Origin of the sequence: Pandoraea anapnoica (assembly GCF_902459765.1) — a bacterium.
Taxonomy (GTDB): Bacteria; Pseudomonadota; Gammaproteobacteria; order Burkholderiales; family Burkholderiaceae; genus Pandoraea; species Pandoraea anapnoica.
Map to the genome: position 1 here is coordinate 73,127 of NZ_CABPSP010000010.1, position 16,097 is coordinate 89,223.

The 16,097-nt window shown below is 63.0% G+C and carries 10 protein-coding genes; 7 read left to right on the forward strand and 3 right to left on the reverse strand.

Annotated elements, in window-relative coordinates; all coding sequences use genetic code 11:
- Positions 1 to 201: 201 nt before the first annotated feature.
- Together uvrA and PAN31117_RS16720 are read left to right on the forward strand one after the other, a co-directional pair.
- Positions 202 to 6,129: an excinuclease ABC subunit UvrA gene (gene uvrA / locus PAN31117_RS16715; RefSeq protein ID WP_150739191.1), complete on the forward strand. Its 5,928-nt coding sequence runs from the start codon at positions 202 to 204 to the stop codon at positions 6,127 to 6,129.
- Positions 6,130 to 6,382: 253 nt separating this feature from the next.
- Positions 6,383 to 6,691: a DUF4148 domain-containing protein gene (locus tag PAN31117_RS16720; protein WP_150739192.1), complete on the forward strand. Its 309-nt coding sequence runs from the start codon at positions 6,383 to 6,385 to the stop codon at positions 6,689 to 6,691.
- 499 nt (positions 6,692 to 7,190) lie between these two features.
- On the opposite strand, the gene PAN31117_RS16725 is transcribed toward PAN31117_RS16720, so the two are convergent.
- Positions 7,191 to 8,117 (reverse strand): dienelactone hydrolase family protein, encoded by a 927-nt coding sequence (locus tag PAN31117_RS16725; protein ID WP_150739193.1) that lies wholly within the window; start codon positions 8,115 to 8,117, stop codon positions 7,191 to 7,193.
- A 240-nt stretch (positions 8,118 to 8,357) separates the two neighbouring features.
- Between PAN31117_RS16725 and PAN31117_RS16730 the strand changes: the two genes are divergently transcribed.
- Positions 8,358 to 9,674: an O-acetylhomoserine aminocarboxypropyltransferase/cysteine synthase family protein gene (locus tag PAN31117_RS16730; RefSeq protein ID WP_150739194.1), complete on the forward strand. Its 1,317-nt coding sequence runs from the start codon at positions 8,358 to 8,360 to the stop codon at positions 9,672 to 9,674.
- Positions 9,675 to 9,928: 254 nt separating this feature from the next.
- Complete coding sequence (locus PAN31117_RS16735; protein ID WP_150660832.1) at positions 9,929 to 10,780, forward strand: undecaprenyl-diphosphate phosphatase; 852 nt, start codon at positions 9,929 to 9,931, stop codon at positions 10,778 to 10,780.
- Here the strand turns inward: PAN31117_RS16735 and PAN31117_RS16740 are convergent, their stop codons facing one another.
- Positions 10,781 to 11,644: a LysR substrate-binding domain-containing protein gene (locus tag PAN31117_RS16740; protein ID WP_150739195.1), complete on the reverse strand. Its 864-nt coding sequence runs from the start codon at positions 11,642 to 11,644 to the stop codon at positions 10,781 to 10,783.
- A gap of 149 nt (positions 11,645 to 11,793) precedes the next feature.
- Here PAN31117_RS16740 and psrA point away from each other — a divergent pair, with 149 nt between their 5' ends.
- On the forward strand, positions 11,794 to 12,891 hold the full coding sequence (psrA, locus tag PAN31117_RS16745) for an iron-containing alcohol dehydrogenase PsrA (protein WP_150739196.1): 1,098 nt from the start codon (positions 11,794 to 11,796) through the stop codon (positions 12,889 to 12,891).
- A 254-nt stretch (positions 12,892 to 13,145) separates the two neighbouring features.
- Complete coding sequence (locus tag PAN31117_RS16750; protein WP_150739197.1) at positions 13,146 to 14,453, forward strand: MFS transporter; 1,308 nt, start codon at positions 13,146 to 13,148, stop codon at positions 14,451 to 14,453.
- A gap of 102 nt (positions 14,454 to 14,555) precedes the next feature.
- Here PAN31117_RS16750 and PAN31117_RS16755 read toward each other — a convergent pair whose 3' ends face one another.
- Complete coding sequence (locus tag PAN31117_RS16755) at positions 14,556 to 14,807, reverse strand: hypothetical protein (RefSeq protein ID WP_039394429.1); 252 nt, start codon at positions 14,805 to 14,807, stop codon at positions 14,556 to 14,558.
- A 746-nt stretch (positions 14,808 to 15,553) separates the two neighbouring features.
- On the opposite strand from PAN31117_RS16755, the gene PAN31117_RS16760 reads away from it, so the two are divergent.
- Positions 15,554 to 15,871 (forward strand): DUF4148 domain-containing protein, encoded by a 318-nt coding sequence (locus PAN31117_RS16760; RefSeq protein WP_174991001.1) that lies wholly within the window; start codon positions 15,554 to 15,556, stop codon positions 15,869 to 15,871.
- Positions 15,872 to 16,097: the final 226 nt, after the last annotated feature.

Here is a 16,097-nt window from a genome sequence, read left to right on the forward strand (position 1 = left end):
ACGGATGGAGGGGGAGGATTAAGACCACCGCGAATGGGGGATTGGATTGATGCTGTACAAATATACAGTACAATCGCAACGTGCCGGCGACACCTGGATGCTGCCAGCGGCTGTCGCATCGGCCTGATACAGTAGTTCCCCCGAGGCGCGTATGCGCTCTGTCGTTTTGTCGTTTTCGCACTGATACGGCTCTGATACCCAGTGGACAAGTCCTCCTCGAAACCCGACCCGTCGGCCAGCCACGCCATTCGTATTCGTGGCGCCCGCCAGCACAACCTCAAGAATCTCGACGTCGATCTCCAGACCGGTGAGATGACCGTCGTGACCGGTCCGTCCGGTTCCGGCAAGTCCAGTCTGGTCTTCGACACGCTGTTCGCCGAAGGCCAGCGCCGCTATGTCGAGACGTTCAGCGCTTACGCCCGCCAGTTCCTCGACCGCATGGACCGCCCGCAGGTCGACCATGTGGACGGCGTGCCGCCCGCCATCGCCATCGATCAGACCAACCCCGTGCGCAGCTCGCGCTCGACGGTCGGCACGATGACCGAACTCAACGATCACCTCAAGCTCCTCTTCGCCCGCGCGGCGGCGCTGTTCGATCGCGAAACCGCCCAGCCGGTGCGTCACGACACGCCCGAGACGATCTACGCCGACCTCATGGCGCGCACCGCGCAGAGCGACCCGCGTCTGGTCGTCACCTTCCCGGTCGAGTTGCCCGGCAGCGTCACGCCCGACGAAGTGGAGCAGTGGCTCTCCGCGTCCGGCTACACGCGCGTGCAGGCCGAGCGCGAAGTCACGACCACTGAGGGCTCGCGCAAGGTGCTCGACGTCGTTGCCGACCGCTTCCGCCTTCAGAACACCGAGAAGGCGCGCGCGATGGAAGCCATCGAGTCGTCGCTCAAGCGCGGCCGCGCCCGGGTGAACGTCTATGTTCTGGCCGAAGAAGGCGAGCCGGACATCTGGCGCTATTCGCAGGACCTGCATTGTCCGGACAGCGATCTGCATTACGCCGATCCGCAGCCCGCGCTCTTTTCGTTCAACTCCGCATACGGTGCGTGCGAAGCATGTCGCGGGTTCGGTCGCGTGATCGGCGTCGACCTCGGTCTGGTCATTCCCGATGAACGCAAAACGTTGCGCGGAGGTGCAGTCAAGACCATTCAGACGCCCGCGTGGAAGGAGATTCAGGAAGACCTGCTGGAGTACGCAGGCAAAGCGGGCATCCCGCGCGACACGCCCTGGTCGAAGCTCGCGCCCGAACATCGCGAATGGGTCATCGAAGGCGACCCCGACTGGCAAGGCGAGTGGAACAAGCAGTGGTACGGTATTCGCCGCTTCTTCGGCTATCTGGAGTCGAAGGCGTACAAGATGCACATCCGTGTGCTGCTCTCGAAGTACCGCAGTTACACCACGTGCGACACGTGTGGCGGCGCGCGTCTGAAGACCGAAGGCCTGCTGTGGCGACTCGGCTCGAAGGAGAATGCCGACGCCGTGCTGCCGCCCGCGCAGCGCTTCATGCCGCGTGGCGTGTCGTGGTCGCGCGAGCAACTCGAAGCGCTGCCCGGTTTGACGATGCACGATCTGATGCTCATGCCGATCACGCGCGTGCGTCAGTTCTTCGATTCGCTGACGTTGCCGTCGAGCCTGCTCGATGACGCGCTGAAGTTGTTGCAAGAGGAAGTCGGCACGCGTCTGAAGTATCTGTGCGACGTCGGCATCGGCTACCTCACGCTCGACCGCCAGAGCCGCACGCTCTCCGGCGGCGAAGTGCAACGTATCAATCTGACGACTGCGCTCGGTACGTCGCTCGTCAACACGCTGTTTGTGCTCGACGAGCCGAGTATCGGTTTGCATCCGCGCGACATGGACCGCATCGTCGCCGCGATGCATCGGTTGCGCGACGCGGGCAACACGCTGGTCGTCGTGGAACACGATCCGGCCGTGATGCTGGCCGCCGACCGTGTCATCGACATGGGACCGGGGCCGGGCGAGCGTGGCGGTCAGATTGTGTTCGACGGTACGCCCGACGAAGTGCGTCACGCCGACACGCTCACCGGCAGCTATCTCGGCGGCCGCAAACATGTGGCGAACGCGTCGAACTGGCGGGCGCGTCCGGTGGACGAGGCGACGCCGCGTCTGACGCTGACCGGCGCTCGTGAGCACAACCTCAAGCACGTCGACGTCGACATTCCGCTGGGACGCCTCGTCTGCGTGACCGGCGTCTCCGGCTCCGGCAAGTCGACGCTGGTGCAGGACATCCTCAGCCCGGCGCTGGCGCGTCACTTCGGTGACCCGACCGAAGCCCCGGGGGCACACGACGAACTGATCGGCGCGGAGCAACTGTCGGGCGTCGTGTTCGTCGACCAATCGCCGATCGGTAAGACGGCGCGCTCGAATCCGGCAAGTTACGTCGGCGCATTCGACGAAATCCGCAAGCTGTTCGCTGCCGAACCAGTCGCGCTGCAACGCGGTTATAACGCCAGCACGTTCAGCTTCAACTCCGGTAATGGCCGTTGCCCGACGTGCGGCGGCTCGGGTTTCGAACACGTGGAAATGCAGTTCCTGAGCGACGTGTATCTGCGTTGCCCGGATTGCGATGGCAAGCGCTACCGCGCCGAAGTGCTGGACGTGAAGATCCAGCGCGCCATCCCCGGCGAAGCGATGCGCGAACTGAGCGTGTCGGATGTGCTGGAACTGACCGTCAACGAGGCTGTGAAGCTGTTCTCGTCGGATCGCGACGTGCTGCGTGTGTTGCAGCCGATCGTGGACGTCGGTCTCGAATACGTGAAGCTCGGGCAGCCGGTGCCGACGCTCTCCGGTGGTGAAGCGCAACGTCTGAAGCTCGCCGGTTTCCTTGCAGAAGCGGCACAGAAGAAGACGGCGAGCGGGCAGAAGGTCGCGCATCGTGGCCGTCTCTTCATCTTCGACGAACCGACGACCGGGCTGCACTTCGATGACATCGCGAAGCTCATGCGCGCGTTCGGCAAGCTGCTCGACGGCGGCAATTCGCTGCTCGTCATCGAACACAACCTGGACGTGGTGCGTGCGGCCGACTGGATCATCGACCTCGGGCCGGAAGGCGGCGAAGGCGGTGGCGAGGTGTTGTGTGCAGGGACGCTCGCGCATGTCGTGGCGTGCGAAGGGTCGCACACCGGGCGCGCACTGGCCGAGTACGAACGCACGGTGGTTGCGCCCGCCCAAGCGGTGGCCTCGGGCACGGCGCCAAGCGATGCCGGGCTGCCGTTGCAAACGGCCTTGCGCGCCGCCCGCGCACATCGTAAGCCAGCGGGGGGCGACGACATTCGCATCGTCAATGCACGCGAGCACAACTTGAAGTCGCTCGACGTCGCGATCCCGCGCGGGAAGTTCAGCGTCATCACCGGTGTTTCGGGTTCGGGCAAATCGACGCTCGCGTTCGACATTCTGTTCAACGAAGGGCAGCGTCGTTACCTCGAATCGCTCAACGCGTATGCGCGGTCCATCGTGCAGCCAGCGGGGCGTCCGGAAGTCGATGCCGTGTATGGCATTCCGCCGACGGTCGCCATCGAGCAACGTCTGTCGCGTGGTGGACGCAAGAGTACCGTCGCAACGACCACGGAAGTCTGGCACTTCCTGCGTCTGCTGTACGTGAAGCTCGGCATTCAGCATTGCATCCACGACGGCGCGCCGGTGACGGCGCAAAGCCCCGACTCCATCGTCGCGCAACTCATGCGCGACCGTCGCGGCCAGCACGTGGGGCTGCTCGCACCGCTCGTTGTGGGACGTAAAGGGATTTACACCGATCTGGCGAAATGGGCCAAGGCGCGCGGTCATTCGCATCTGCGGGTCGACGGCGTTTTCCTCCCGGTCGATCCGTGGCCGAAGCTTGACCGCTTCCGCGAACACACCATCGAGTTGCCGGTGGGCGATGTCGTGGTGACGCCTGAGAACGAAGGCTTGCTGCGCACGTTGCTGGCGGCAGCGCTGGAACTGGGCAAGGGCGTGATGCATCTGCTCGCCCCGCTCGATGGTCTGGGCGACACGATGACCGACGAGCAACCGGGCGAGGGCGTGGGCGAGATCGAGGTGTTCTCGGTTAAGCGCGCATGTCCGGTTTGCGGCACGAGCTACCCGGATCTCGATCCGCGCATGTTCTCGTTCAACAGCAAGCACGGCTGGTGTACGACGTGCGTCGGTACGGGCCTCGCACTCACGCGCGAACAGCGTGAGGCGTTCGACGACACCGTACTCAATCAGGACAATCGCGGCCGCGAGCACTCGCTGCCGTCGCAGGATCAGGAGCCGGAAGATGTGGGCGATCAGCCGTGTCCGGATTGCCACGGCGCGCGCCTGAACGGTGTGGCGCGTGCGGTGACGTTCGACGAACACGCCATCTCCGACGTCGCGCAATGGACCGTGACGGACGTACGTCAGTGGATCCAGGGCCTCGAACTGCAAGGTCGCGACGCGAGCATCGCACGCGATCTGGTCAGCGAAATTCAGGGGCGTCTGGAGTTTCTGGAAGAGGTGGGCCTCGGCTACCTCACGCTCGATCGTGCCGCACCGACGCTCTCGGGTGGCGAGTCGCAACGTATTCGTCTCGCGGCGCAACTCGGCAGTAATTTGCAGGGCGTGTGCTACGTGCTGGACGAGCCGACCATCGGCTTGCACCCGCGCGACAACGGCATTCTGCTCGGGGCGCTGCGCAAGCTTGGCGATCAAGGCAACACGCTGGTCGTGGTCGAGCACGACGAAGACACGATTCGTCGCGCGGATCACATCATCGATATCGGTCCGGGGGCGGGCAAGCGCGGCGGTACGCTCGTCGCGCAGGGCAATGTGGCCGATCTCGCATCGCATCCCGATTCGCTGACCGGCAAGTTCCTCGCCCATCCGTTGCAGCATCCGATTCAACCGCGTCGGGAAGTCGTTGCGCCGGCGAAGGGGGCTGAGGCCGTACCGTCGAACTGGCTGACGGTGCACGGCGCGTCGCTTCATAACCTGAAGAATGTGACGGCCTCGTTGCCGCTGTCGCGACTCACGGCGATCACTGGCGTGTCCGGTTCCGGCAAGTCGACGCTTGCGCGCGATGTGCTGATGACGAACCTGCTCGATGCCGTGGGGCGTTCGGTGTTGTCGTCGCCTGCGGAGCGTCGTGCGCGCAAGGGCACGGTGCGCCATGCGGTGAAGGCGGACGGCAAGCCGCGCGCGAAGTCGGACGCGCCCGCAGAGCCGCGTCGTCCGGTGGTGCATGCGTGGCACGGATGCGAATCGGTGACGGGCTGGGAGACGATCGACCGCGTGCTCGAAGTCGACCAGACGCCTATCGGCAAGACACCGCGTTCGTGCCCGGCCACCTACATCGGGTTCTGGGACACCATCCGACGTCTGTTCGCCGATACGCTCGAAGCGCGCGCGCGCGGTTACTCGGCTTCGCGCTTCTCGTTCAACACGGGTGAGGGCCGGTGCCCGGCCTGCGAAGGTCAGGGCGTGCGGACCATCGGCATGAGCTTCCTTGCGGACGTGAAGGTGCTGTGCGATGTCTGCCACGGGCAGCGCTTCAACGCCGAAACATTGGCGGTGACGTGGCGCGGCAAGAGCATCGGCGACGTGCTGACGATGGAAGTCGACGAAGCCGTTGAGTTCTTCGCGTCGATGCCCAGCATTGCGCATCCGCTGCAACTGATGAAGGACGTCGGGCTGGGATACCTCACGCTGGGGCAGCCGTCACCGACGTTGTCGGGCGGCGAAGCGCAGCGTATCAAGCTGGTGACGGAACTGACCAAGGTGCGCGACGACATTACGCGTCGTGGACAGAAATCGCCGCACACACTGTACGTCCTCGACGAGCCGACCGTCGGGTTGCACATGGCGGACGTGGCACGTCTGATCAACGTGCTGCACCGGCTGGTGAACGGCGGGCATACGGTCGTGGTCATCGAGCACAACCTCGATGTGATTGCCGAAGCCGACTGGATCGTCGACATGGGACCGGAAGGCGGCAAGGACGGCGGCACTGTGGTGGCCGCGACGTCGCCCGACGAACTGGCGAAGGTGAAGGCCAGCCACACCGGCATCGCGCTCAAACCGGTGCTCGCCCAGACGGCCGGAACCGGCGCCACGGCCGTGACGCCGGAGGAAGCGACCGCGAAATAATCGGCCAGCCGGATATTGGCAGTGGCCCGACGGGACGCCTGATACAGGCGTCCCGACTTTATTTGTGGCTTACGAGAAGTAAATCGTATACGAAATAATATGCATCGCGACACTCGGGATGTTTTCAATTATTTCAAAAATAGAAATTAAAAATAGACAATTATCTACTTTATTGCAATATGTGCGACTAATACACTTCAACTGTCGACGATGAATTGAACATCGCCTCTTTCAAACAGACAGGAGAAACACCATGAAGCGCACTCTTATTACCTCGGCCCTCGTTTCCGCAATGCTGGCTGTTTCGGCCGGTTCGGCTTTTGCTAGCGACGCTTTCGACGGTCCCTCGGAATTCTCGTGGGTTCCGCAAACCAGCGTGCTGACCCGCGCTCAAGTTAGTGAAGAACTCGTGCAGGCACAAAAGGCCGGTCTCGTGGTGCAACACGACACCGTGTATCCGAAGGCAGTCCCGAGCGCACAACCGGCAACGGCCAGCGCCCCGGTCACGATGGGTTCGGTGGGCGGCCTGCAACAAGCCGGTACGACCTACTTCGGTAACTAATCGCACTTGCGAATCGCTGTACTTGCCGTAATCCCGTGAGCCGGCGCCACCCGGCGCAATGAGACTCCGGGAAAGCAGTCTCCGATACCAAATCGGCCGCCTTTGTTTGCGGCCGATTTTGTTTTGGGCGCTCGCTTTTCACTTCGACTCGCTCCGTCAGGTAGCGCAGCGCCTGTGGAAAAACCTGTAGATAACCGTGTTAGCAAGCTGTGGCAGGGTTGTGAGTAAGCCTGTGGATACCCGTGGGATATGCGGTGGAAAAGCGAGGGAAAAGTCGGCAAAAGGACGTGGATAACCCGTGAGTATCCAGTGGATATGTGGTGAATATCCTGTGCATGACCCCGGGAGAATCCTGTGGATTTCCTGTGGGGATCTGTGAAATTTCTGTGATTAAGCTGTGGATGGCCTGTGAATAGATTTGCGCGAGCCTCTCACAGAGGCCCGTCCGGTATGCCGCTACGGCAATATGGCTGTCGCACGGTCGGAAAAACCGCAAAACTCACTTCCCAAAAGCTGTCGCCAAAAATTCGGTAACGCGTTTTATCGCATCGTCGCGTGCTTCGGGCTGGGTACCTGTAATCGGCACGACGTGGGTTTTGGGATTGGTGAACTCGGGACGCGAGCGGACCGGCAGATTCGGATAATCGAAGTCGTGATACGCACCCTGATAGATGCGGAACGTAATCGGCGCACCTTGCGCGGTAACGTCTTTCACGAACGCGTCGCACGGCGCTGCTTTGGTCCAGACGTCCTCCGCGCCCGTGAGCAACAGCAGGGGAATCTTCGTCGACCAGTTCGCGCCCTGCGCGCGGGCGTTGCACCAGCCGGGATAGAAGGCAACGGCGGCTACGAAGTCCGGCGCGGCCATCGCATCCTGCGTGCGGCCGGGACTTTTCGGGCCGATGGCGAACAGCGTGGTCCCGCCACCGTGCGACCAGCCCATCAACGCGATCCGGTCCGGCCGGATGCCCGGTATCGATTGCAGGTAACGCAACGCGCCATAAGCGTCGCGTGGCCGTTCCTCCCAAGGGCGCACCGGCCCGCCTTTCGCACATTCGCTGCCCTGCCCCCGCGACGTGAAGCTGTCGACCATGAGCACCGCATACCCTTGGGCGTTGAACCGGTGCGCCCAGTCCAGTTCGCGACGGTCGATGGTGCCCTTGCGCGAGAACATGCCGTTGCAGCCATGCATGAAGACCACGGCCGGGGTCGGCTCCTGTGCGTTGGCCGCGCGGAACAGATAGGCGTCGATCATCACGGGAGCGCCATTGGCGTCCTTGTCGAGTGACGGGATGCTGAGCTTTTCTTGCGCCTCGGCGTTGCCGGTCCAGACGAGAGAGAACGCGGACATCGCCATGAGGGCGATGGCGAGCGATGCGACGGCGTGACTCGCGCGAGCGGTAAAAGGTAGCGACGTAGCGGGCATAGGGAGTCTTCGCCAGGACGTGCGGCCGCCGCTATCGGCTGAACTTTAGCGCGTGTTGTCGCCACCGTGTCGCCCGCCATATTACGAACGGTTGCGATCCCTTTGGTCGTTCCTCACTAAGCATCCATGCATCGGAGATAAGACGTTGCGGTGCCGCAGATTAGAATGCCATCGGAGACCTAAGCAATGCATCGATCCGTTCCGTCAATGGAACGTTCTATCTTCCCGGAGACTTTCGACATGGCAGACAACAACGACAAACGCGACACCACGTCACAAACGCCGCAATGGCGACTCGAAACACTGGCCGTGCACGGCGGCTATCGTCCCGACCCGACCACGCGTGCCGTGGCCGTCCCGATCTATCAGACGGTGGCGTATGCCTTCGACGATACACAGCACGGTGCGGACCTGTTCGACCTCAAGGTGCCCGGGAACATCTACACGCGCATCATGAACCCGACGCAGGACGTGCTGGAGCAACGCGTTGCGGCGCTCGAAGGCGGCGTGGCGGCACTGGCGCTCGCGTCCGGTCAGGCGGCTGTGACCTATGCGATTCAGACGATTGCCGAGGCGGGCGACAACATTGTCGCGGCCAGCACGCTCTATGGTGGCACCTACAACCTGCTGGCGCACACGCTGCCGCTCTCGGGCATCACCACGCGCTTTGCCGATCCGCGCGAGCCGGAATCCTTCGAGCCGTTGATCGACGAGAAGACGAAAGCCATTTTTGCGGAGTCGGTCGGCAACCCGCTGGGCAACATCACCGACATCGCGAAGCTCGCCGAGATTGCGCATCGCCACGGCATTCCGCTCATCATCGACAACACAGTGCCGTCGCCTTACCTGCTGCGTCCGTTCGAGCATGGCGCGGACATCGTCGTGCATTCGCTGACGAAGTATCTCGGCGGGCACGGTACGAGCCTCGGCGGGGCCATCGTCGACTCCGGCAAATTCCCGTGGGCGGAACACAAGACCCGCTTCAAGCGACTCAACGAACCGGACGTGAGCTATCACGGCGTGGTGTACACGGAGGCGTTCGGTCCGGCCGCTTACATCGGCCGTGCGCGCGTGGTGCCGCTGCGCAATACCGGCGCGGCCATCTCGCCGTTCAACGCGTTCCAGATTCTTCAGGGCATCGAGACGCTCGCGCTGCGCCTCGACCGCATCACCGATAACGCGCTGAAGATTGCCCAGTATCTGAAGACGCATCCGAAGGTGGAGTGGGTGAACTATGCGGGCCTGCCGGAGCATCCGGACCACGGGCTGGTGAAAAAGTATCTGTCGGGACGCGGCCCGGGCATCCTCACTTTCGGGGTGAAAGGCGGCCACGCCGCCGGTGCCGCGTTCCAGGACGCCCTGCAACTTTTCACCCGTCTGGTCAACATCGGCGACGCCAAGTCGCTCGCCACGCACCCGGCATCGACCACGCACCGTCAGCTGTCGCCGGACGAACTGCGCAAGGCCGGGGTGAGCGAGGAGACGGTGCGTCTGTCCATCGGCATCGAGCATATCGACGACCTGCTCGCCGATCTGGATCTGGCGCTTCGCAAGTAAGCGGGCTGCCGTTTCGTCAGGCGTAACGAATGTCGTTGCGCCTGTCACTGCGAAATGCCGCGAAATGCCGCAAGAAGCCGTGCGTTGTCGCCCGGAATCACGGCCTCGCTTCGACCTCATTTACGGCCAATTCTGACGGAGTATGATGCGCGGCAGCCGGTTGGGGGCAGGTGACCGGCACCGTCGTCATATGACTGTCACGAAAACGTCATTTTGCCGGCGTACTGTCCTTGCCCATTTCTCAAGGATTGCGCATGGACTATTTGCAAGTGCTGGTGCTCGCCATCGTGCAGGGCGTGGCGGAGTTGCTCCCGGTGTCGAGTTCGGCACACGTCATCATGGCCGAGAAGCTGATGGGGCTCGATCCGTCGACGCCTGCCATGACGCTGCTGCTCGTGATGCTGCACACCGGCACCATGCTCGCCGTCATCGTCTACTTCTGGAAGTCGTGGCGCGAACGTTACTTCTCGTCGAAGCACGATTTCATTCACAACGCGAAGCAGGTCATCATTGCGACGGCCTTCACCGGTGTGATCGGTCTGGCGCTGATGTTCTTCATCGAGAAGGTGCTGATGCGCGGCTCCGAGCATGCCGAGATCGAGCATCTGTTCGGCAATCTGTACATCATCTCCGCGGGCCTCGCGATGGCGGGCATTCTGATTCTGATTTCGGGCCGCAAGCGTGCGCCGATGGGCGACCGTCCGATGCGCGGCAGCGACTCCGCATGGATCGGCGCGGTGCAGGGTGTCTGCCTGCCGTTCCGTGGTTTCTCTCGCTCGGGTTCGACCATCTCGACGGGCATGCTTCGCGGCCTCGACAAGGTGCGCGTGGAGGAATTCAGCTTCGCGCTGGCCGTTGTGCTCACGCCGCCGGTCATCGTCAAAGAGGCTTACCGTCTGTATAAGTCGGGCGGCGCTCAGACGCTCTCCGGTCACTTCATGTCGGTGCTCACGCCGAGCCTCGTCGGCATGGTGTTCAGCTTCCTTGCGGGGTTGATTGCGTTGCGCTGGCTGTCGCGCTGGCTTGAACACGGTCGCTGGTATCTGTTCGGCATTTACTGTCTCGTGGCGTCGGCTGTGGTGCTCGTCGCCAGCCAGTATCTGTAATCACACCAGCCCCGCGACAACGTCCAGAAAGGCCGCGATGGCGCGCGATTCGCGCCGCTCGGCCAGACAAACGATGACGGTGGTCGTCTCGACGCGTGCGTCGCCGATGGCGACCGTCGCCAGCCGCTCGTCCGGCGTGTGTTCACGTGCGGACACCGCCGCGATCCCCAGCCCGAGGATCACCGCTTCGCGAATCGCCTCGCGGCTGCCGATCTCCATCGCCACGCTCGGCACCACGCCCGCCGCCTGCATGGCCGCTTCGAGCGCGTGACGCGTCGTCGACCCCGGTTCTCGCATCAGCATCGGCTCATCCGCCAGATCGGCCAGTTTGACGCTGCGGCGTCGCGCGAAGCGATGCGTACGCGGCACCAGCAGCACGACCGGATGCGTGCGATAAGGCACGGCGTGCAGACGCGCGTCGTCGTGATAGCGCGCCAGCACGGCAACGTCGGTGCGATACGCCAGCAAGCTCTCGATCATCTCCTCCGAATTGCCCGGTCGCACGGAGATGCGAATCCCCGGAAAGCGTGGCTGAAACGCCGCAACGATCTCCATCGCGTGATGCGGTCCCACCGCGCCCAGCCGTAACTCGCCGGTACGCAGTCCGCCATGCTCCTTGAGCAGGCTGAGCGCTTCTGCCTCGTCCGAGAAGATGCGCAGGCTCACCGAGTACAGCGCCTTACCGGTCGGTGTCAGCGTCAGCCCGCGGCCGTGGCGATAGAACAACTCGACCCCATACGTTTCCTCCAGCGCCCGGATCTGCGTCGTCATGGTTGGCTGACTGACGTGCAACGCCTGCGCAGCACGTGTGACGCTGCCGTGGTGCGCGACCGCGTGAAACGAACGCAACTGGGTAATCCGCATCGATGTCGCTCCCGTGACGAGGTATAGGTTTTATCAATAGATTGACGAAAAAATGTGAATTGGAAGTATAGGACGGCGCTCACCATAATCCAGCTCAATCTTCGCCAATCGATCGCAACGTCATCCGGCGCGGCGGCCCAAACCTCATCATGACTGTACGTTCGCGTTTTCATAATCCGGTCGACGTTCATTTCGGTCCGGGCGCGCTGGATGCTCTGCCCGAGCTTGTCGGCAGCCGTCGCGCGGTGCTCGTCACAATGCCCGAGGCACGTGCGCTCGGCATCACCGGACGCATCGAAGCTTTGCTGGGGCAACGGCTCGCCGGGGTGATCGATCAGGTCAGCCCGAACCCGGATGTGCGCGAACTCGCGCCGATGTACGGCGACTTCTGGCGGCGCTACGGCCAATGCGAAGTCATCGTGGCGCTGGGCGGTGGCAGTGCGCTCGACACGGCCAAGCTGCTGATGGTCGCGGGCGACGACGACCGATTCGCCACACTTGTGGACGCGCTCGATGCCGGTGGCACCTTCCACCCGACGCGTACCAAACGGCTCATCACTATTCCGACGACGGCAGGCACCGGTAGCGAAGTCACACCGTGGGCCACGCTGTGGGACCGCCATGTGAAGCGCAAGAAGTACTCGCTGCATTTGTCCGAGACTTGGCCCGAAGCGGCCATCGTGGACCCGGCGCTGACGTGCTCCCTGCCGCGTAGCGTCACGCTGCAAAGCGGGCTCGACGCCCTCTCCCACGCGCTCGAAGCGATCTGGAACGTGAACGCCAACCCCGTCTCCGACACTTTCGCCGTGACGGCTGCGCGTGACATGATGCGCGTGCTGCCGAGTCTCATGACATCGCCGGGCGACATGACGCTGCGCTCGCAGGCGGCACTCGCCGCGCTTCAGGCGGGCATGGCGTTCTCCAATACGAAGACGGCGCTGGCGCACTCGATCTCGTACGACATGACGATTCGTCACGGCCTGCCGCACGGTATCGCCTGCTCGTTCACGCTGCCGACGGTGATGCGTCTGGCCATTGGCCGCCGCGCCGATCGCGACGCTGTGCTGGCGCAAGTGTTCGATGGCGACATCGCAGGCGCGCCCGACAGATTGACGGCGTTCCTCAACGGGCTGGGCGTAGCGACGGAATTCTCTGCGTACGGCGTGAGCGAGCCGGAATCGACGGCGATGATCGCGGCCGCCCTCGACGGTCCGCGCGGGCGCAACTTCATCGGTGCTGCGGCCTGAACCTCATTCGAACGGGCGGCGTCGCGTTCGTCGCCCGGTGTTTTCGACGTTGTCGTTGTCGTTGTGGTTGTTCTTGTAGTTCCCGTATGCGTGTTTTCGCGTCTTACCCGCAGTCCCCGCAACATCCATCATCAAAACGATAGCCGCCCACCGGTCGCCGGCATGGGTCGCGAGACATCCAGGAGACAGACGCCCGGCGAAGACCGGTGCGTCGCAGCGCGCCGCCGGGGCGCGGCGCATCAACAGGAGGCGCAATGGAACAGGTTCTCAGCGGCGTTGGCGCGCGGGACGCCGTCAACGACGAAAAAGCGGTGCGCACGGTCGCGCTGGCCAGTCTGATCGGCACGACCGTCGAGTGGTATGACTTCTTTCTCTACGGGACCATCACCGGTCTCGTGTTCAACAAACTCTTCTTTCCCAGTGGCGACGCCTTCGTCGCCACAGCACTCGCCTACACCGTGTACGCGGTGGGATTCGCGACGCGACCGCTCGGGGGCATTCTCTTCGGGCATTTCGGGGATCGGCTCGGACGCAAACCGCTGCTGATCGTCACCCTCACCATCATGGGCGTGTCGACGTTCCTCATCGGACTCGTGCCGACCTACGACAGCATCGGTATCGCCGCGCCGTTGATCCTGCTGTTCCTGCGATTGCTGCAAGGCATCGGACTTGGCGGCGAATGGGGCGGTGCGGTGCTGATGGCGTTCGAATACGCGCCACGCGACAAGCGCGGTCAGTTCGCTGCGTATCCGCAGATCGGGCTGGCCGTCGGACTGTGTCTGTCGACGGGCGTCGTCGCCCTGCTCTCGTCGACACTGACGGACGCACAGTTCATGTCATGGGGATGGCGGCTCGCGTTCATGCTGAGTCTGGTGCTCGTCGCCGTCGGCATGTTCATCCGGTTGCGCGTGCTGGAGACGCCCGAATTCGCACGCATCAAGGACAGTCAGCACGTGGCGCACGTGCCGCTCTCGGAGATCGTGCGCGACTATCGCCGCAACGTGCTGCTCGGCTGGGGCGCGCGGTATATCGACGGCGTGGTGTTCAATGTCTACGCGGTGTTCGCGATTTCGTATCTCGTCGGCACGTTGCATTTTCCCAAGACGCCGATTCTGCTGGCCGTCACGCTCGCGGCGCTCGTGCTGGTCGTGACGATTCCCTACGCGTCGAAGCTATCGGATCGCGTCGGACGGCGTCGTGTGTTTGCGTGGGGGGCGTTGGCTTGTGGCGTGTCGTCGATTCCCGCGCTCGCGGTGATGCACTTCTCGTCGAACGTCTGGTGGGTGTCGCTCGCCGTGATCGTACCGTTGGGCGTGGTGTACGCGTTCGTGTACGGCCCGGAGGCGTCGCTGTTCTGCGAACTGTTCGACACGCGCGTGCGCTACACCGGCATCTCGGTCGTCTATCAGGTCTCGGGCATCGTTTCGAGTTCGATCACGCCGTTGATCGCCGCGACGCTGCTCGAATACGGCGGGCATAAGCCGTGGTGGATTGCGGTGTACGTGCTAGCGGTGGGATGCCTGTCGGCTGCCTGTGCGAAGGCGATGAAGCGGACTTACTGAGGGGAGAGGGTCAAGCTTGGGGGAGGAAGGATCCCGCGCTTGCGGGAACACGGCAGGCCGGTGGATGGCTCCCCGGCTTGCCGTTTTTCTGTGACGCGCGGATTACTGACCGAAGTAGATCGACCCGGCGCGGTTCACGCGACCCGGCACTTCATACACTGGCGAGACGACCGAACCGGCTTGCGCAGCGACTGCGCCCGGTTGAGCCTGCACTTGCGTCTGTGCCTGAGCTTGCTGTTGAACTTGTTGCGGCTGGGCGGGCGGCTGCGTGTTTTCGGCAGCGCTCGCGCTGGTCATGACGCCTGCGCTCAGCAGGGCGGCGGCAAGGGTCGATGCGAACAGAGCGTGTTTCATTTTCATTTCTCCTGTCTGGCGAGACGTCCACCATGGGCGCCGTCATTGCCGCCAATCTACGCTCGCGGCACAAGGAGAAAAACGCGGTCCTGGATAAGGACGCATTGCTGAAAACGAAATAATCAACCGCCATTTACGCCGATACGGTCCGGCCGCCATGCAATCGGTGCCTGACGGACCGGTCAACTGCCAATCAGCGACGCGTCACGCGTACTTCCTGCTGACGGCGCGAACGGTTGGCACGGCTGCGAAGATACGACGCGGTGAGCAGCGAAGCGCTCGCCAGCAAAAGGAAAGAACCGAGGGCAGCCATGGTAATGCTCCTGTACTGACCGGCATCGTCCGCGGTGCGGCGCACCCTGCGAGCCACGATGTCGGCTGACTTCATCATGTTGTCACTCTACTGCTGACGCACTTCGCGATAAACCCCATTGCGCTAAAGACCCTGTTGCGCACGGCGGCATGGCGGTCGAAAACGGCTCAAAAACGCGCCGAAATCACCTCACATATCCTGTTCAACGGCATTAAGCGGTTGATTTTCAATAGTTTTTTCGAATCGGACGATCGGTTGCATTTCGTAGACGCTCAGTTGCGAAAAAACCACGGGTTTTCCCTAAGATTCACTCATGCCAACGCGACGGACACCGCAACGCAGCAAAACGAAGTGCCCCCCGGCCTCGACGCTGATGATGCCCCGAACGCTAGCTGAACCCGAAGTATTCAACCAAATTGACAGGAGTCTCACCATGAACACCCGTATCCTTGCTGCCGTTGTTGCCGCTGCTTCGTTCGTTTCCGCCTCGGCCTTCGCAGACGCTCGTTATAACGACAATACGCCTGACGTCGCGGCCGCGACGCAAAGCCAGCTCAGCCGCGCAGAAGTCCGCGCCGAACTGGTCCAGGCCGCCGCAATCGGTCAACTGCTGCAAAGCGAAACCGGCGCACCGCTGGTGGCCGCGGCCCAAACGCAAGACGCCGCCCCGGTCGCCGCAGCGCTGACCCGCGCCGACGTCCGTGCGCAACTGAGCGACCGCAACGTGTTCGCGCAGGACAGCCGTTCGTAATCTGACCGTCCCTGTAGTACAGGAGTACAGCAGCACCCACGCATCGACCCCAAGCGATGCGAAGCCGCCGACCAGAATTAGGTCGGCGGCTTTTTTCATGGCGTCCGGGAAAGGGCGCAAGGGATATGCGACGCATCGAGCGCCCGCTGGTTGCGGACGTCCCGCGACAACTTCGGCATCAAATACAGAAGCGGCGCAAATGGGCCTCCGTAGAATCCGCGTCACT